This is a genomic window from Arthrobacter sp. K410C, from assembly GCF_059090105.1.
This window is the reverse complement of sequence record NZ_JBNHFJ010000003.1, coordinates 101,838-118,226: the sequence shown is the minus strand read 5'-3', so window position 1 is coordinate 118,226 and position 16,389 is coordinate 101,838. Positions and strand designations below refer to the sequence as shown.

Sequence of the window (16,389 nt, the reverse complement as noted above, 5' to 3'; positions counted from 1 at the left end):
TCCCTTGCCACAGCTCGCCCGACGCCTTTTTGCACTTCCCCAGGATCTTGAAGGGGCAGCGCAGAGCTGGCTCGAACACGGCGAACGCACCCCGCGCGCCGCGCGCTTTGCCTCCTCCGTGGTCCTGCTGCGGGATTCCCCCACCGGCCTGGAAACCTGGCTGGCCTACCGGCCAGGTTCCTCGCCGCTGGGGGTCCTTGCGTTCCCCGGCGGTTCCCTGGACGCCGCCGACGACGATCCGATCGGCTGGCTGGGCCCGTCACCGCAGTATTGGGCCGAGCAGATGGGGACGGACGACGTCGGGCTTGCACGACGGCACGTGGTAGGCGCCATCCGCGAACTCTTCGAGGAGACGGGCGTGCTGCTGGCCGGCCCGGACAATGCGGGCACCGTCGAAGCCACCTCCACCCCGGAGTGGATGCGCGCCAGGCTTGCGGTGGCCGAGCAGGAAAAGACGCTCGCGCAGGTCCTGGAGAAGCGCGGGCTCTCGCTCCGGACCGACCTGCTGAAATCCCTCGTCAACTGGCGCAGCCCCGACTTCGCCCACCGCAGGTTCGACACCCGCTACTTCGCCGCCACGGTGCCGCTTGGCCAGGAGCCCACGCTGCTGGAAGGCAAGGGAGTCTGGGGCCGGTGGGTGAACGCCGCCAAAGTCATCGAGGAACGGAACAGCACCATCCTCGGGGAAGAGGTGGGCCAGGAAAACACGGTGGGCCGCACCCTCGGCGAACTGATGGTGCCGGGGTCCGAGATCATGCTCGAGAAGATGGCCACGGCCAACGGCTGCATCGCCTACCTCAGCTACAAGCGCAAGGCCCACGTGTACCAGCCCACGCTGGTGGTGGAGGACGGCAGGATGCTGCTCGAAGTGGAAGCCGCGAAGACCATGCCCGGCGATCCCCAGCGCGAACGCTGAGTGCCGCGGAACGCTAGATCCTGGGCAGCGTGGAATAGGGGCGGCTGGGCAGCGTCCCGGCTGTCCAAGGCCGGATGGAGGGTTCCGGCGGAATTTCGCCCCGGCCGTCGCGGATGACGAGGACTATCGTTCCGGCGATGGCGGCCACGGCGGCCACGCCCAGCAGGATCAACAGGACAAACATAGCCACGGACATTGCCATGCACCTCTGGCTTCCATTTTACCGCCCGTAGTTCCGGCCGGGATGGAGTGTGCGCAGTCAGGGCGCAGCGAAAAGGCCGCCCCGTGGGGCGGCCTTTTGCTTGGCTTTTGCCTAGCGGGAGCGCTGGCGGAGGCGCTGCATATCCAGGATGACGACGGCGCGGGCTTCCAGCCGGAGCCAGCCGCGCTGGACGAATTCGGCGAGGGCCTTGTTGACGGTTTCGCGGGAGGCGCCCACCAGCTGGGCCAGCTCTTCCTGCGTGAGTTCGTGGGCTACCAGGACGCCGTCGGTGGCCGGGCGGCCAAAGCGGTCGGCCAGGTCCAGCAGGGCCTTGGCAACGCGGCCCGGAACATCCGAGAAGACGAGGTCGGAGAGGGAGTCGTTGGTGCGGCGCAGGCGGCGGGCCAGGGCCTGCAGCAGCTGGGCCGAAACCTCGGGGCGGGTGCGCAGGAGGTTGTTCAGGCTCTCGTTCTTCAGGCCTGCCAGCCGCGTTTCGGAGACGGCGGTGGCCGTGGCGGTGCGCGGGGAGGGGTCGAACAGGGCCATTTCGCCGAACAGTTCGCCCGGGCCCAGGATCGCGAGGAGGGATTCGCGGCCGTCGGGGGAGGTGCGGCCGAGCTTTACCTTGCCGGAGACGATGAAGTAGAGCTGGTCACCCTGGTCGCCTTCACGGAAGACCGAGGCACCGCGGGAGAGGTCCACCTCGGTGAGCTCGTCCGTCAGCAGCCGGAATGCGTCGTCGTCAAGCGTGGCGAAAAGTGGTGCTCGGCGCAGTACCTCGATGTCCATAAAATCTCCTGAGTAAAAGTATCGGCTGTGGCGCTTTTGCCATTGTTTCAGAATTTTCAAGGTTCTGTGACGAACTTGGCACCCGATCCGCCGTGATGACGGGCTCACTGACTCCGCAGGCAACCCCGGAAGATTGTCAGGGAGCGCCATTAGAATGAGGTTTCAACTGTTAATAAGGAGCCCCTCGTGGTCGGCTTGACTGTCCTGGACCTGATCCTGATCCTGGCGCTGCTGTCCTACCTGGTCTACGGCCTGCGCAACGGCTTCCTCGTCACGGCAGGCGGCATCGCCGGTTTCGCCGCCGGTGCGGTAGCCGCATTCTTCGCCGTTCCCCTGGTCAGCGGCTTTGTTGAGGACTCCGGCTGGCGGCTCACCGCCATTGTGGCGGCCGCCGTCGTCCTTGTGGTCCTGGGACACGGTCTGGGAACCATGGTGGGACGGCAGATCCGGGGTGCCGTGCGGATCCGGCCGCTGCGTGCGGTGGACCGGGCTGTGGGCGGCGCCGTGAATGTCGTGGTGTCGGCGCTGGTCATGTCCATGCTGGCGTTCAGCATCAGTTCGCTGGGTGTCCCGCTGGTGTCCCAGCAGCTGGCCGAGTCCAAGGTCATCCGCTTCATCGACGGTCTGACCCCCACGCCCGTCAAGGCCACCATGGCTGAGCTCCGCTCCGCGGTGATCGGCAACGGGATCCCCACCCTCATCGAGGGGCTGGAACAGGGCCCCGCCGTCCCCGTGCCCAACGCGAGCACTGACACGCCTGCCCTCAACCGGGCGGCAGAATCCGTCCTTCGGATCGCCGGGACCGCCTACGAATGCGGCCAAAACCAGACCGGCACGGGCTTCGTAGTCTCCGAGGACCGCGTTGTCACCAACGCGCATGTCGTGGCGGGAGTGTCGCAGCCCGTGGTGGAAATGTCCGACGGCGGCGCGATGCCGGGGCGGGTGGTCTACTTCGACACCAAGCATGACATCGCCGTGCTGGCCGTGGAGGACCTGCCCGCGCAGCCGCTGCCGCTGAGTGCCGATCTCCCTGGCGGCAGCCCGGCCGCGTTCGCTGGGTACCCGCACGGCGGCCCGTTCCAGTCCAAGCCGGCCACGGTGCAGGACATCACCACGGTGCTGGTTCCGGATATCTACGGCAGCAACCCCACGCCTGAGGAGATCTACCGGCTGGCGGGCGACGTGCAGCCGGGCAACTCCGGTGGACCGCTGCTTACTACCGACGGTGCGGTGGCCGGCGTGATCTTCGCCAAGGCAACGTCGGATACGGACATGGGTTTCGCCATCACCATGGACGACCTCAACCCGGTGGCCGCGCAGGCCCCCGCGCTGACCGCAACTGTGTCGTCGGGCCAGTGCATCCAGAAGTGACGGTCCGCCGGAGCTGTCCGCCTAGAGGACCTCAGCCAGGTAGTCGATGGCCAGCCGGTACCCGGTAACGCCTGCTCCGACAATCACTGCCGAGCACACGGGGGACAGGTAGGAGTGGTGCCGGAATTCCTCGCGCTGGTGAACGTTGGTGATGTGCACCTCGACGGCGGGAAGCTGTACGGCGGCGAGGGCGTCGCGTAGCGCCACGGACGTGTGCGTGAAGGCGCCGGCATTGATGACGATGCCGGCGGCGTTTTCGCGGGCGGCGTGGATGGTGTCCAGCAGAACGCCTTCATGGTTGGACTGGACGCACTCCACCACAAAGCCGTGGGTTTTCGCGGCCGCCGCGGCCAGGTCCTCCACGTCGGCAAGGGTGGAGGTGCCGTACTTTTCCGGCTCACGGGTGCCCAGCAGGTTCAGGTTGGGGCCGTTGATTACCAGGATGGTGCCGCGGCTGATATCGGTGGCGGAGGAAGGTTCGGTCATGGGTGCCAATCTATCCTTAGGTGACGGGGGTGCTGTGCATGCTCCGCACCTGTCACGGTTCCCGCCAGGCGGGTGCAACCCGAAGCTTGGTCTTTTCACCGAGTATGCGTTGGGCGTCGGCACCAAGGCCAGCATCGCTGATGACCTCATCCACGTCGTCGAGGGCGGCGATGGAGCTGATACCCAGCATGCCCCACTTGGTGTGGTCGGCCAGGACAACCGTCTTGCGGGCTGCCGCCACGAAGGCGCGGTCTGTCTCCGCTTCCAGAAGGTTGGGCGTGGTGAATCCGGCGTCGGCGTCCATGCCGTGGACGCCGAGGAAAAGGATGTCCAGGTGCAGCTGTTTCAGCGCGCCGGTGGCGATGGGACCCACCAGGGCATCCGAGGGCGTGCGCTCGCCGCCGATCAGGATCACTGTGGACGCGTAGCGCGCCGAACCGGACGACGATGCGTGGTGGAACTGGTCGGCAATCCGCACGGAGTTGGTCACCACCGTGATCCGGGGACCGCCGGCAAGTTCCTTGGCCAGCGCCCAGGTGGTGGTACCGGCGCTCAGGCCCACCGCCATGCCTTCCTGCACCAGCGCCGCGGCCTCCACGGCGATGGCCCGCTTCTCCGCGGTCAGCTGCGTGGATTTCTGTTCAAAGCCGGGCTCGTACGTGCTGGCATCGCCCGGGAGCTTGGCTCCGCCGTGGATGCGCTCCAGCTTGCCGCCCTCCTCCAGCTGCTCGATATCGCGCCGCACGGTCATGAGGGACACGCCAAGCTGCTGGGCAAGGTCCGAAACCCGCACCACCCGTTCGCGCTGGACGGCGTCCACAATGGCCTGGTGACGTGCAGCGGGAAGCATCAGGGCGCATCCTTCGGGGCAGGGGACAGGTCTGCTCCCAGCATACGGCGGCGGCGCCTCCCCACCGCCGGGGAAGCGCCGCCGCCGTCGTCCTACTTCCGGAGGCTCGCCGCGATCTGCTGCATGATCGTGGGATCCGAAAGGGTGGTGGCGTCGCCGGGGTCGCGGCCTTCGGCGACGTCCTTGAGGAGGCGGCGCATGATTTTGCCGGAGCGGGTTTTGGGCAGTTCGGGGACCACGAGGATGTTCTTGGGTTTGGCGATGGGGCCGATTTCCTTGCCGACGTGGTTGCGGAGTTCGGTGATGGTGTCTTCGCCGGTGTCCACGGCGTCGCCGCGGAGGATGACGAACGCGACCACGGCCTGGCCGGTGGTTTCGTCGGCGGCGCCCACGACGGCGGCCTCGGCCACGGCGGGGTGGGAGACCAGGGCGGACTCGATCTCGGTGGTGGAGAGCCGGTGCCCGGAGACGTTCATGACGTCGTCCACGCGGCCCAGGAGCCAGACGTCGCCGTCTTCGTCCTTTTTGGCCCCGTCGCCGGCGAAGTACATGTTCTCGAACCGGGACCAGTAGGTGTCCTTGAACCGTTCGGGGTCGCCCCAGATGCCGCGGAGCATCGCGGGCCAGGGTTCGCGGATCACCAGGAAGCCGCCGTGGCCGTTGGGCACGGAGGCGCCGTTTTCGTCCACGACGTCCACGGCGATGCCGGGCAGCGGGACCTGCGCGGAGCCGGGTTTGGCGGCGGTCACGCCGGGCAGCGGGGCGATCATCTGCGCACCGGTTTCGGTCTGCCACCAGGTGTCCACGATCGGTGCCTTGCCGCCGCCGATGACGTCCCGGTACCACATCCAGGCCTCGGGGTTGATGGGTTCGCCCACGGAGCCAAGGACACGCAGGGAGGTTAGGTCGTACTTGTCGGGGATTTCCCGGCCCCACTTCATGAAGGTGCGGATCGCGGTGGGGGCGGTGTAGAGGATGGAGACCTTGTACTTTTCCACGATCTCCCACCACCGGCCCTGGTGCGGGGAGTCCGGGGTGCCCTCGTACATGACCTGGGTGGCGCCGTTGATGAGCGGGGCGTAGGTGACGTAGGAGTGGCCGGTGACCCAGCCGACGTCGGCGGTGCACCAGTACACGTCGGTGTCCGGGTGCAGGTCGAACACGGCCTTGTGGGTGTAGGCGGTCTGGGTGAGGTACCCGCCGGTGGTGTGCAGGATGCCCTTGGGCTTGCCGGTGGTCCCGGAGGTGTACAGGATGAACAACGGGTGCTCGGAGTCGTGCCCGACGGCGGTGTGCTGGTTCGAGGCGGCGTCCACGGTGTCCGCCCACCAGTGGTCCCGGCCCTCGGTCCAGTCCACGTCCTGGCCGTTGCGCCTGACCACCACCACGTTCTGCACGGTGTGCCCGGGCCGGGACAGCGCCTCGTCCACCGCCGGCTTCAGCGCGCTGGGCTTGCCCCGCCGGTAAGTTCCGTCGGCGGTGACCACCAGCTTGGCTTCGGCGTCATCGATCCGGGAACGCAGCGCGTCGGCGGAGAACCCGCCGAACACCACCGAATGCACGGCCCCGATCCGGGCGCAGGCCAGCAGCGTGATGACGGCCTCGGGGATCATCGGCAGGTAGACGGCAACCCGGTCACCCTTGGCCACACCGAGGGACTCGAACGCGTTCGCGGCCTTCTTGACCTCTTCGGTCAGCTCGGCGTAGGTGTATGAGCGGGTGTCGCCCGGTTCGCCTTCGAAATGGATTGCCACCCGGTCGCCGCGGCCGTTCTCCACATGCCGGTCCAGTGCGTTGTACGCGGCGTTGACCTCCCCGCCCACGAACCACTTCGCGAACGGCGGGTTGGACCAGTCCAGAGCCTCGTCGAAATCCTTGCTCCAGGTCAGCAGTTCCCGGGCCTGCTTCGCCCAGAAACCCGGCCGGTCGGCGTCGGCCTCCCGGTACTCCTCCGCGGTGACAACCGCGTTGGCCGCGAACTCCGGCGACGGCGGGAACGTCCGCGTCTCATGGAGCAGGTTTTCGAACGCGTCACCGTGCTGTTCGGAGCCGGCAGGAACGGTGGCCGTGGAGCTTGGAGTGTCCTGGGACATGTGAACCTCATCATTCATCGATCTTCGCTGGCGGCATGATCGCCGGCCGGGCTCCGCCGCATGCACGACGTCGGGCACCGGCCCGTCACGGTCATACCGCAAAGAGCTGTTCCGGATTCAAGACTAATGCTTGGCCGCGCAGGTGTGTGTGCCGTGTCACAAGCCGGCCCGCGAGCGGCGTTTATTAAGCGGTGAATGGTCTGCCGCGCGTCCTTTCGGTGGTCCCGGCGGTCCCTTGTCAGCTAGTGATCAGCCCGGCTGTTGACTAGGCTGAAATGGAATTGTGACTTCACCTCGGGCCGCTGGAGCCGGGCGCTACCAGTGCCGGGCAGCAGCGGATCCGGTGTTACGACGGGACGGTACCGGGGCCAGGCCCCGGTACCGCCACGCTAAGGAGAACAGAATGAACCAGCAGAGCTACGGCCAGAAAACAGGCCCCGACACCGCGGCAGGCGCAGGCGCCGAAGGGCCCGCCTCCGGGGACGGTCCGCAGGCGGCGGCCGCTGGAAAAGGCAGCCGCACAGGCCTTTCCAAGGATGCCAACCAGGCAGTGCTCGGGCCGTTCACCGTGCGGGACCTGGCTGTCTTCGCCGGCACCCTCATCCTGTTCATCGCCTCACTACTGCCCATCTTCGGCGGGCGGTACAACCTGTGGAACCTGAACAACCTGTTCTTCCTGGGATTGGGAATCATCCTTCCCCTGATCACCAGCGCCCTCTTCGCAGCGCGCAGGCTCGCGCCCACCACCAGGATCCGCATCGGTTCCCTGTCCGTGGACCAGTTCGCCTCCGTGGTGGCCTGCTTCGCCGTTGCCTTCTTCTTCCTGTCCGTGGCAGGCGCTTACGTGCCCAGCCTGCTGGTGGGCCTGATCGGCTCCCTGGTCCTTTTCGCGGCAACGGTGCTGGGCCGCTTCCTGCCGTACCTCAAAGGTGACTTCCAGGGCCGCGCCGAAACGCCGGCCCACGTGGTGGCCCGTGAAGCAGCTGTCCCGGTCCAGAAGCCGCGTGCCCCCAAAGAACCCAAGCCGAAATCTGCGTCCAAGCCGGGCGCGGGGAAGCTGCTCAGTTCCGCCGGCGGCAAGCTCTTCGGCGGCGCGGGTGCCGGATCCTCGGCCGTCCCGCCGCGGTCAAACGACCATGCGTCCGCCACCAACCATGCGCCGGCCACCGCCGCCGTCCCGTCCGTTTCCGCGCACCATTCCCCGGCCACCGCGGCCGTGCCCGCCACCGGTCCTGCATCCGCAGGGACCTCCGCGGCAGGCACTCCCGTGTCCACCGCTCCCGAAGTAGCCGACCACGCTCCTGAAATCGACGCTGGTCCGCCCACCCAGGCGGCCGACGTCGTGCGTCCCGCTGCAGCATCCGGCGAGGACACGCATTTCGGGGAGGTGCCGGCCGGATCCGGTTCGTCCGTCACAAACGGTGCGCCTGGCGGACATCACGACGCCGGTGCGCAGCCGGTTGCCTCCGGTGCGGCTGCCTCCGCAGCCCGGAGGACGTGGGAGCCGCCTGCAGCAACTGCGGTGCACCAGCAGATCCGCCCCGAGGAACCGATCGGGGCAACAGTTGACCCGTCGAGCCGGCACGAGCAAGTGGACGAGCAGCCCATCCACGAGGCGTTCTGGTTTGCTGTTGCCCAGCACCGCACCGCCTACGATCCGCGCACGGGGGCGCCGGCCTTCATCATTGAACCGGGTGGCTGGGTCCTTGCCCTCGAAGACCGCGGCCATGAGTTCCTGGTCCAGCACACTGACGGGCGGCTGGGCGTCCTGCGGGACCTCAGCAACATCGAGCGCGGCTAGGTCCCGTGGCCGCGCCCCGCGCCGCAAAGGCCGGCGGAAAGACGGCCCCCGCCGGCCAAACCGCCGGGATGCCGGTGGTTTCCTCCGAGTCGATGCTCGCGCTGAAGCGGCGGGCACGGCGCATCAACAGGGCACTGGCGGAGAAGTACCCCTACGCGCACGCGGAGCTCGATTTCACCAACCCGTTTGAACTGCTGGTGGCCACCGTCCTTTCGGCCCAGACCACCGACGTCACGGTTAACCAAATCACGCCGCTGCTCTTCGCCCGCTACCCGGACGCGCGGGCCATGGCGGAGGCGGACCCGGCCACGCTCGAGGAAATCATCAAGCCAACCGGTTTCTTCCGGGCGAAGTCACGCAACCTCCTGGCGCTGGCCACCAGGCTGGTGGATGAGTACGACGGCGTTGTGCCCGGCCGGATCGAGGACCTGGTCACCCTGCCCGGCGTGGGCCGCAAGACCGCCAACGTGGTGCTCGGAAACGCCTTCGGCATCCCGGGTATCACGGTGGACACCCACTTCGGCCGGCTGGCCCGCAGGTTCGGCTGGACGCAGTCGGAGGATCCCGTGCAGATCGAGTCCGACGTGGCCGAGCTGTTCGAACCGAAGGATTGGACCATGCTCTCGCACCGGGTGGTGTTCCATGGCCGACGGGTCTGCCATTCCCGGAAACCCGCCTGCGGGGCGTGCCCGGTGGCCAACTGGTGTCCCAGCTACGGCCTGGGTGAAACGGACCCGGCCAAAGCGGCCAAGCTCCTGAAATACGAACTGGCGCCGGGCAGCGAGGACCTGCTGGCAGAGCTGCTGGCCAACACGGAGCGGGCGGCGGAGATCAGGATGGCATCCCGGAAGAAGACGCCGTGAGTGCCCGGGATGACCTGATCGGCTTGGTCCGCCGGTCCGAATCGGGAGTCGACGCCACACCGGATCCGCGTTGGGCGGCACTTACCGTGGACGAGGAGCTGGCACGAAAAGCCGCCGTGCTGATGCTTTTCGGCGCGCTGGATGACGTCCCCGCCGCCGGGGGCAAGCCCCTTGCCCCCGCCGACCTCGACGTGCTGCTCCTTGAACGCGCCCACACGCTGGGCTCGCACCCGGGGCAGGTCGCTTTTCCCGGCGGCAGCATCGACGCCGGCGAGTCAGCAGTGGAGGCCGCCCTCCGCGAAGCCGAGGAGGAAACCGGGCTCGACGCGGGCGGCGTCGAAGTCCTGGGCACGCTCCAGCAGCTCGGCCTGGCCCACAGCAACTTCCTGGTGACCCCGGTGCTGGGCTGGTGGCGCTCACCCTCGCCGGTCCGGGTGGTGGATTATGCCGAATCAGCCCAGGTCTTCCGGGTGCCGGTGCGGGACCTGCTGGATCCCGACAACCGGGTGATGGCTACCGTGCACCGGGCAGGGCGCACGTTCGAAAGCCCCGGATTCACCGTGAACGGTGTCCTGGTGTGGGGTTTTACCGGAATTGTCCTGAGCGGACTCTTCGACCAGCTGGGCTGGTCCGTCCCGTGGGACCGCACCCGCCTTCACAGGCTGGGCGTCTGATTCCAAAAGAATAGGGAAGCCACGCGCGCCTTTGAGCGCGGCTGCCCGGTCTTGGGGCGGGTCCCCGGCAAAAGCCGGGGAGCCCGGTGCGTGGTGCTTCAGGCCTGCTGCTGCCTCAGGTCCACCACGATGCCTGTCGCCGCGTTTTCCCGCATCGCCTTGATGCCTTCAAGCAGCGTGTTGAGCGACTTGAAGTTGGGTGAAACGGCAACGATGTTGCCTTCCGCATCTGTGAGCCGCAGCCGGTATGACTCGTCTCCTACGCGGTGAATTTCGAACCTGCCCGCCATATGTCGGACCTCCCCTGGTATGCGTCGTTGCATCAGCCGTCCCGACCGGTCTGCCTCAGTCGCCGCTATGAACTGTAACGCCCGTCACGCTGCCAGTCGAGCTACTGCCGGGTAGGTTACATTCCCCGACTTGTGGGTACGTGTGCTGACTTATTTGCCGTCACTTGGCGTGGTCATAGGAGTCCACCACGGCCATGCTGACGGGAAACTCCACCGGAACGGGGCCGAACAGCAGTTCCTTGGCCGCATTGGCAGCGTCCTCGATGGCCCTGGTGCAGGCAGCCACCTGGTCCGCCGGAGCATGGACCATTACTTCGTCATGGAGGAAGAAAACAAGTTCGGCACCCGCGGCACCATCCGCGCGCAAGCCGCGCAGCCGCCGTCGTAATTCCGCGAGCCAGCAGGCCGCCCAGTCAGCGGCTGAGCCCTGGACCACGAAGTTCCGCGTGAAGCGGCCGCGGGACCTGGCAAAGGATTCCGCGCGCCGCTGCTCCTCGGCGGTGGCGGACCGTTGGCTGTGGAACCAGCGCTCCGACGGCGGCGGGCTGCTGCGGCCCAGCCTGGTGGTGACCGTTCCGCCGGTCTCACCGGTCCGCGCCGCACGCTCCACAAAGTCCACGGCGCGCGGGTATGTCCGGGCCAGCTGGGGCATAAGCCGGCCGGCTTCCCCCGACGTGGCCCCGTACATGGCGCCGAGCAGGGCAATCTTCGCCTTCGCCCGGTCCCCGCCGAAGCCCTTGGCGGCGATGGCCGCGTACAGGTCCTGGTCGCGCGCGGCCTCGGCCATCACAGAGTCCTGCGCCAGCGCAACCAGGACGCGGGGCTCCAGCTGGGATGCGTCCGCCACGATCAGTTTGTGGCCGGGATCGGCATGCACGGCGCCGCGGACCTGGCGCGGAATCTGCAGGGCACCGCCGCCACGGGACGCCCAGCGCCCGGAGACCACGCCGCCCACCACGTACTCCGGCCGGAACCTGCCTCCCGTCACCCAGGCATCGAGCCAGGCCCAGCCGTTGGCCGTGTGGAGCCGGGACAGCTTCTTGTACTCCAGCAGCGGCTCTATGGCCGGATGGCCCGACTCCCGCAGCTCCCACTTGCGGGTGCTTTTCACCTCGATGCCGTTGCGGTGCAGGGTCCGGATCAGGTCCTGCGGGGAGTCCGGGTTGAGGGCGGGCGCGTTCAGCAGGTTCCGCAGTTCCGCGGCCAGGGCCTCCAGCCTGGCCGGGCGGTGCCCCAAGGGCGGGCGGGGCCCGAGATGGTCGGCAAGGATCTTTTCATGCAGGTCTTCGCGCCAGGGAACGCCGGCGTGCTGCATTTCGGCGGCGATCATCGCGGCGGCGGACTCTGCGGCGAGCAGCAGCTGAAGCCGGTTGCGCCGGTTCCCCTCCGGGTCCACCGCGGCAAGGGCGGCCTGCTGCGCAGCGTACTCGCTGCGGAGCTCACCGGGCGTTTGCCGGGGTAGGGGCGCCGTGTCCGGCTCATCGAACAGGGCACCCTGGTCCGCCGGCGGGCGGGGCGGCAGGAGTGTTTTGGACGGGAGGACCGGGTCCTCCACCGGGGTCCTGTCCGCGGTGCGGGCGTACTCCGTGTGGGCGGTGAACTGGGAGAAGGCGAGGATGTTTCCGCAGAGGGTGAGGTCGTAGGACCGCTCCAGTTCCACGCCGGACGCCAGCAGGCTGGGGTACCAGTCCTGCGTGCGGTGCCAGATCCAGCGCGGCGGCTGCCCGCCCTTCCGGTCTGTTTCAAGCCGATGCACGACGGCGGGGAGGTCTTCGCGGGCGATAATGTGCGGTTCGGGGTTGGCCGGCTGGGGCTCGCCCGCCTGGGTCAGTTCCTGAAGGGCCGCGCCGTGGGGGTGGGCGGCGAGCAGCAGGTACATGCTCCAATTGTGCCCTGATCACGGGGCTGTCCTGGCGCGGGCAGCGTCCGGCCCGGCTTTTCCACATAGCGGCCGCGGTGCCTTACCTGCTTCCGCCCGCCCGTGGAGAGTGGCTCCATGAGCAGGCACCAGTTGACCCCGTCCCACACAGATCCAGGCAGTGCTGGCAGTTCCGCGCGGTCCTCCGGCCCGGTGCCGGCCGGGACGGCGGATACCGGAGCCGGCCCGGGGGACGACGCCGCCGGGGCATGGCTTCCGGCCGGTGCTGACGAGGTGCTGCTGGTGACGGCGTCCGCCCTCCTCCGGTCCGAGGTGGAGCGGATTGTGGCGGCCGCCGGCGCGCATCTGCGTGTCGTTGCTGACGCTGCCGAAAGCGGCCGGCACTGGGAAGGGGCGGGCGCGGTCCTGGTGGGCAGTGATATCCGGGAACTGCCGCCGCGGCGCCGGGCACCCGCGGTGCTGGTGGGACTGGACGGGGAAGGCGATAGCCTGTGGCACCTGGCCGCTGCCCTGGGGGCTGAACGGGTGGCGGTGCTCCCGGACGCTGCAGCATGGCTGGCCGACCATCTCAGCCGGTCGCGATCGCCTGCACCCGGCGGACTGGTGCTGGGCGTGACCGGTGGGTGCGGCGGCGCCGGGGCCACCACTGCGGCCGTCTGGATCGCGCAGGCTGCCGCTGGCCTGGGGGTCCGTGTGCTGCTGGTGGACGGCGACCCCTGGGGAGGAGGAGTGGAGCTTGCCATCGCCGCCGAGGAACACCCGGGCCTGCGCTGGCCGGACCTGTCCGATGCCCGGGGCAGCATCGATCCCGTGCAGCTTTCGGACTCCCTGCCCGTTGCAGGCGGGTTCTCCTTCCTGTCATGGCCCGCCAGCAGGGACCAGCCGGTTCCGGTGGCTGCCTCCACCACCGTGGGTGTACTGGACGCTGCCCGGCGGAGCTACGAACTGGTGGTGGTGGATATAGGCCGGCGGACAGAGCCGCTCCAGGCCTTCACGTGGGATTGCGACCGGATTCTGGTGGTGGTTCCCGCACAGCTCAAAGCTGCCGTGGCGGCGGCGCGGCTGCTCCAGGAGTTCCCTCCGGTTGAGGCTGCCCTCCTGGTCCGCGGAAAGCCCGGTTCTGCGCTGGACGGGCCTCTGCTCTCCGACGCCATTGGGCTGCCCATCCAGGGCCGGGTGCCGGAATTGCGCGGGGTGGCCGCCGCGGTCGAGGCCGGACGGCTCCTTGACCTGGGCAAGCGGCGAAGCATCCGGCACTTCGCCGCATCCGTCCTTGACGCATTGGGCGACGACATGTTTGTGGAGGACCTGGCATGAGGCAACACCCCGGGCCGCTGGTGCCGGGCCCGGTCCTGCCCGGGCCAGAACCGGCCGGACCGCCGGCAGCCCGGCCGGGCCCGGGCCCTGTCCGGCGGCGCGACAACCGTGGACAGGACAGCCGGCGCCGGGTTGACGCCGGGCTGCTGGAATCCGTGCGGGAATCAATGATGGCCGAGGCAGGTGCGGTTACGCCGTCGCGGGTGGCAGCCGCCGTGCAGGCCACGGGAAAGCTCCTGGGCACAGCGGGTGCCCTGGCCGCCGCGGAACGGATCAGCGCGGAGCTGAACGGCCTGGGTCCGCTCCAGGAACTCACGCGCGATCCGGCCGCCACGGACATCTTCGTGAACGCACCGGATTCTGTGTGGGTGGACCGGGGCCGCGGCATCGAACGCACGGCCATCGTTTTCGACAACGAATCCCAGCTGCGGGCGCTGGCCTGCCGGCTGGTGGCAGCCGGCGGCCGGCGGCTGGACGACGGCTCACCCTGTGTGGATGTGCGCCTGGCCGGGGGTTACCGTGTCCACGCCGTCCTCCCTCCGGTCTCCACGGCAGGTACCCTGCTGAGCGTCCGTATCCGCCGGGAACGGGTCTTCTCCATGGCCGAACTTGGCGCGGCCGGAATGTTCAGTCCACGGCTGCAGGATGTCCTTCGCAAAGTGGTGGAGCGCAGGTTGAGCTTCCTGGTCAGCGGTGCCACCGGGTCAGGCAAGACCACCCTGCTGTCAACCCTGCTGGGGCTGTGCTCGCCGGAGGAGCGGCTCGTCCTGATCGAGGATGCGGCAGAACTCAATCCCCTCCATCCGCACGTGGTGTCGCTCGAGTCCCGGCACGGGAACCTGGAAGGCGGCGGCGAGGTGGACCTCGGCGAACTGGTCCGGCAGGCGCTGCGCATGCGCCCGGACCGGCTGGTGGTGGGTGAGTGCCGCGGAGCGGAGGTACGCGAGCTCCTCACGGCCATGAACACCGGCCACAGCGGCGGGGGTGGCACCATCCATGCGAACACTGCCGCCGCGGTGCCCGCCAGGTTGACGGCGCTGGGCGCCCTGGCCGGGCTGGGCCCGGACGCCGTGAGGCTTCAGGCAGCAAGCGCCCTTGACATCGTCATCCACGTTGAGCGGACTTCCCGGGGACGGGAAGTGTCCTGTATCGGCGTCATTGGTGATGGCCCGGACGGGCTGGCGGTCGTTCCCGCACTGGAAGCCGCTGCGGGCGTGCCCGGCCCCGCGTGGCCGGCGCTCGCGGCCCGGCTGGGGATCCGGGCGGGGGATTTGTTGTGATCCTGCTGCTGGCCGCCATCCTCGTCCTGGCGGCCGTCCTGCTGCTGAGGCCGCCACATGGGGCCCCGGCCAGGCTGCGCCGCGCGGCAGGACACTACCGGGCTGTGCCCTTTGCCGGTGCCGGGCGGTTCACCATGCCCTGGGCTTTGCGGAAGCGGGAGCGTTCGGCGGGGCGGGGCAGTAAGCCGGCAGCCTCGGCCCTGACCCTGGTGGTCCAGCAACTAGCAGCCCTGCTGAAAGGCGGACGGACGCCCGGCCGGCTCTGGGAGGAACTGTGGGTGGTCTACGGGACGGCGGGCAGCGGTGCGCCGCCGGCGCACCCTCCGGCCAAACTCTTCCGACCGCATCCTGTGCAGTCCCCGGACCGGAACCGTGCCGCCAGCCAGAAGGAGCGGCGGCCCGGCGCCGGACTGTCGGCAGGTTCCGTGGCCGTGCTTGCCGCTGCCAGGGCTGCAGCAGCAGGCGGCCGGCCCGTGTCCGAGGCCATCCGCAGGACCTTGGATTCGACGTCCACGGTCCGGGACCGTGAAGCACGGATCTGGTCCGAGCTGGCGGCCTGCCTCGACATCGCGGAAGCCAGCGGATGTCCCCTCGCCGATGTGCTTACACGATTCGCGGCCCAGCTCGAAGTGGAGGACGACGCCGACGCTGCCCGGCAGACGGCCCTGGCAGGCCCAAAGGCCACCGTAACCCTGCTGACCTGGCTGCCGCTGATGGGGTTGGGCCTGGGAGCGGCGCTGGGGGTGGATCCTCTTGCCATTCTGCTGGGAACACCCCTGGGCCTGGCAGCGCTGGCGGCCGGGATAGCGCTCACTGCTGCCGGCCGGGTGTGGTCCGCGCGACTGGTGTCGGCCGCCGCCGGGGCAGGAGTGCCATGAGCGGGAACGTCCCGCTGGCCGCCGCCGTCTTCCTGTCACTTGCAGCTGCCGCCTGCCTCATCTGTTCGGACAAATGGACGGCGAGGAAACGCCTTCGTCTCCTGCGCATCAACAAACTGGCCCCGGCTGTTCCGTCCGCCGGCGAGGCAGGAACCACACACAACCGGGGCGGGCCTGGCCTGCGAGATACCGCCATGATGCTCGAACTGGTGGCGGCGATGCTGGACGCAGGTTCCAGCATCGGACGGTCACTGGAACTTGTGGCAGCGTCGGCCTCAACCCGGTACCGCGGGGCGCTCCGGCCGGTAGTGTCCGCCCTGTCCATCGGCGCCGACTGGGAGACCGCCTGGCGCAGCTCAGCCGTCCGGCTCCCCGAGATCTTGGAACTGCGTGACGCCCTTGGCTTCGCCGCCCTCACCGGCGCCCCGTCATCGGCCATCCTCTATGCCCAGGCAGCAAGGCTGCGCCGGGAGAGATTCCGGGCGGCAGAGAAGCGCGCAGCCTCGCTCGGCGTGAAACTCGTCGTCCCGCTGGGACTCTGCTCGCTCCCGGCCTTCATCTGCCTGGGCGTGGTTCCTGTCCTGCTGGCCCTGGTGCCCTCCGGCAGTTAGCCACGTCTTTCCCTCCACACCGGCCGGGAGCCCGGCCTTATCCACTTAGGCCACCCGCGCACTTACCGGTCCTGCCCGGGAGCGGAAGA

General features: G+C 68.8%; 16 protein-coding genes. 9 read left to right on the top strand and 7 right to left on the bottom strand.

All coding sequences use genetic code 11. The features are described from left to right. Positions 1-4: 4 nt before the first annotated feature. Positions 5-916, top strand: coding sequence for an NUDIX hydrolase (locus tag AC5RU7_RS07300; RefSeq protein ID WP_494009940.1), 912 nt, complete (start codon positions 5-7; stop codon positions 914-916). A 13-nt stretch (positions 917-929) separates the two neighbouring features. Here AC5RU7_RS07300 and AC5RU7_RS07295 read toward each other — a convergent pair whose 3' ends face one another. Together AC5RU7_RS07295 and AC5RU7_RS07290 are read right to left on the bottom strand one after the other, a co-directional pair. Further along, the gene (locus AC5RU7_RS07295) at positions 930-1,118 is read right to left on the bottom strand and encodes a hypothetical protein (protein ID WP_494051710.1); all 189 of its coding nucleotides are present in this window, start codon (positions 1,116-1,118) and stop codon (positions 930-932) included. A gap of 111 nt (positions 1,119-1,229) precedes the next feature. Next, entirely contained in the window at positions 1,230-1,907 is a 678-nt protein-coding gene (locus AC5RU7_RS07290) for a Crp/Fnr family transcriptional regulator (RefSeq protein WP_009359192.1), read from the bottom strand. Between the two features lie 186 nt (positions 1,908-2,093). On the opposite strand from AC5RU7_RS07290, the gene AC5RU7_RS07285 reads away from it, so the two are divergent. After that, positions 2,094-3,278 (top strand): MarP family serine protease, encoded by a 1,185-nt coding sequence (locus AC5RU7_RS07285; protein WP_494051709.1) that lies wholly within the window; start codon positions 2,094-2,096, stop codon positions 3,276-3,278. Between the two features lie 21 nt (positions 3,279-3,299). Here AC5RU7_RS07285 and aroQ read toward each other — a convergent pair whose 3' ends face one another. The 3 genes from aroQ to acs form a co-directional block, all read right to left on the bottom strand. Beyond that, positions 3,300-3,764: a type II 3-dehydroquinate dehydratase gene (gene aroQ, locus AC5RU7_RS07280; protein WP_494051708.1), complete on the bottom strand. Its 465-nt coding sequence runs from the start codon at positions 3,762-3,764 to the stop codon at positions 3,300-3,302. Positions 3,765-3,816: 52 nt separating this feature from the next. Continuing rightward, positions 3,817-4,614, bottom strand: coding sequence for a DeoR/GlpR family DNA-binding transcription regulator (locus tag AC5RU7_RS07275; RefSeq protein WP_494051707.1), 798 nt, complete (start codon positions 4,612-4,614; stop codon positions 3,817-3,819). Between the two features lie 92 nt (positions 4,615-4,706). After that, positions 4,707-6,707, bottom strand: coding sequence for an acetate--CoA ligase (acs, locus tag AC5RU7_RS07270; RefSeq protein ID WP_494051842.1), 2,001 nt, complete (start codon positions 6,705-6,707; stop codon positions 4,707-4,709). A 403-nt stretch (positions 6,708-7,110) separates the two neighbouring features. Between acs and AC5RU7_RS07265 the strand changes: the two genes are divergently transcribed. The 3 genes from AC5RU7_RS07265 (at position 7,111) to AC5RU7_RS07255 (ending at position 10,045) form a co-directional block, all read left to right on the top strand. Beyond that, positions 7,111-8,508 carry an energy-coupling factor transporter transmembrane component T family protein gene (locus AC5RU7_RS07265; RefSeq protein WP_494051706.1) on the top strand — a complete coding sequence of 466 codons (1,398 nt, stop codon included), beginning with the start codon at positions 7,111-7,113 and terminating at the stop codon, positions 8,506-8,508. A gap of 68 nt (positions 8,509-8,576) precedes the next feature. Then, the gene (gene nth, locus AC5RU7_RS07260; protein ID WP_494051841.1) at positions 8,577-9,371 is read left to right on the top strand and encodes an endonuclease III; all 795 of its coding nucleotides are present in this window, start codon (positions 8,577-8,579) and stop codon (positions 9,369-9,371) included. Then, a complete protein-coding gene (locus AC5RU7_RS07255) occupies positions 9,368-10,045 on the top strand; it encodes an NUDIX hydrolase (protein ID WP_494051705.1) in 678 nt (225 codons plus the stop codon). Before nth ends, AC5RU7_RS07255 begins: the two co-directional genes overlap by 4 nt. 98 nt (positions 10,046-10,143) lie before the next feature. Here the strand turns inward: AC5RU7_RS07255 and AC5RU7_RS07250 are convergent, their stop codons facing one another. Both AC5RU7_RS07250 and AC5RU7_RS07245 read right to left on the bottom strand, forming a co-directional pair. Then, positions 10,144-10,335, bottom strand: coding sequence for a YegP family protein (locus tag AC5RU7_RS07250; RefSeq protein ID WP_494009947.1), 192 nt, complete (start codon positions 10,333-10,335; stop codon positions 10,144-10,146). A 160-nt stretch (positions 10,336-10,495) separates the two neighbouring features. Further along, the gene (locus AC5RU7_RS07245) at positions 10,496-12,214 is read right to left on the bottom strand and encodes a bifunctional 3'-5' exonuclease/DNA polymerase (protein ID WP_494051704.1); all 1,719 of its coding nucleotides are present in this window, start codon (positions 12,212-12,214) and stop codon (positions 10,496-10,498) included. Between the two features lie 117 nt (positions 12,215-12,331). Here AC5RU7_RS07245 and ssd point away from each other — a divergent pair, with 117 nt between their 5' ends. The 4 genes from ssd to AC5RU7_RS07225 are packed head-to-tail and all read left to right on the top strand — an operon-like array spanning position 12,332 to position 16,300. After that, entirely contained in the window at positions 12,332-13,531 is a 1,200-nt protein-coding gene (gene ssd, locus AC5RU7_RS07240) for a septum site-determining protein Ssd (protein WP_494051703.1), read from the top strand. Next, positions 13,528-14,811 (top strand): TadA family conjugal transfer-associated ATPase, encoded by a 1,284-nt coding sequence (locus AC5RU7_RS07235; RefSeq protein WP_494051702.1) that lies wholly within the window; start codon positions 13,528-13,530, stop codon positions 14,809-14,811. The genes ssd and AC5RU7_RS07235 overlap by 4 nt, the downstream gene beginning before the upstream one ends. After that, complete coding sequence (locus AC5RU7_RS07230) at positions 14,808-15,689, top strand: hypothetical protein (RefSeq protein ID WP_494051701.1); 882 nt, start codon at positions 14,808-14,810, stop codon at positions 15,687-15,689. The genes AC5RU7_RS07235 and AC5RU7_RS07230 overlap by 4 nt, the downstream gene beginning before the upstream one ends. After that, a complete protein-coding gene (locus AC5RU7_RS07225; RefSeq protein ID WP_494051700.1) occupies positions 15,686-16,300 on the top strand; it encodes a type II secretion system F family protein in 615 nt (204 codons plus the stop codon). Before AC5RU7_RS07230 ends, AC5RU7_RS07225 begins: the two co-directional genes overlap by 4 nt. The last annotated feature ends 89 nt before the right edge of the window (positions 16,301-16,389 follow it).

Coding starts and splice junctions, on each gene's coding strand:
- AC5RU7_RS07295 (WP_494051710.1), bottom strand. CDS start 1,118: ATGGCAATGTCCGTGGCTATGTTTGTCCTGTTGATCCTGCTGGGCGTG.
- AC5RU7_RS07290 (WP_009359192.1), bottom strand. CDS start 1,907: ATGGACATCGAGGTACTGCGCCGAGCACCACTTTTCGCCACGCTTGAC.
- aroQ (WP_494051708.1), bottom strand. CDS start 3,764: ATGACCGAACCTTCCTCCGCCACCGATATCAGCCGCGGCACCATCCTG.
- AC5RU7_RS07275 (WP_494051707.1), bottom strand. CDS start 4,614: ATGCTTCCCGCTGCACGTCACCAGGCCATTGTGGACGCCGTCCAGCGC.
- acs (WP_494051842.1), bottom strand. CDS start 6,707: ATGTCCCAGGACACTCCAAGCTCCACGGCCACCGTTCCTGCCGGCTCC.
- AC5RU7_RS07265 (WP_494051706.1), top strand. CDS start 7,111: ATGAACCAGCAGAGCTACGGCCAGAAAACAGGCCCCGACACCGCGGCA.
- nth (WP_494051841.1), top strand. CDS start 8,577: ATGCCGGTGGTTTCCTCCGAGTCGATGCTCGCGCTGAAGCGGCGGGCA.
- AC5RU7_RS07250 (WP_494009947.1), bottom strand. CDS start 10,335: ATGGCGGGCAGGTTCGAAATTCACCGCGTAGGAGACGAGTCATACCGG.
- AC5RU7_RS07245 (WP_494051704.1), bottom strand. CDS start 12,214: ATGTACCTGCTGCTCGCCGCCCACCCCCACGGCGCGGCCCTTCAGGAA.
- ssd (WP_494051703.1), top strand. CDS start 12,332: ATGAGCAGGCACCAGTTGACCCCGTCCCACACAGATCCAGGCAGTGCT.
- AC5RU7_RS07235 (WP_494051702.1), top strand. CDS start 13,528: ATGAGGCAACACCCCGGGCCGCTGGTGCCGGGCCCGGTCCTGCCCGGG.
- AC5RU7_RS07225 (WP_494051700.1), top strand. CDS start 15,686: ATGAGCGGGAACGTCCCGCTGGCCGCCGCCGTCTTCCTGTCACTTGCA.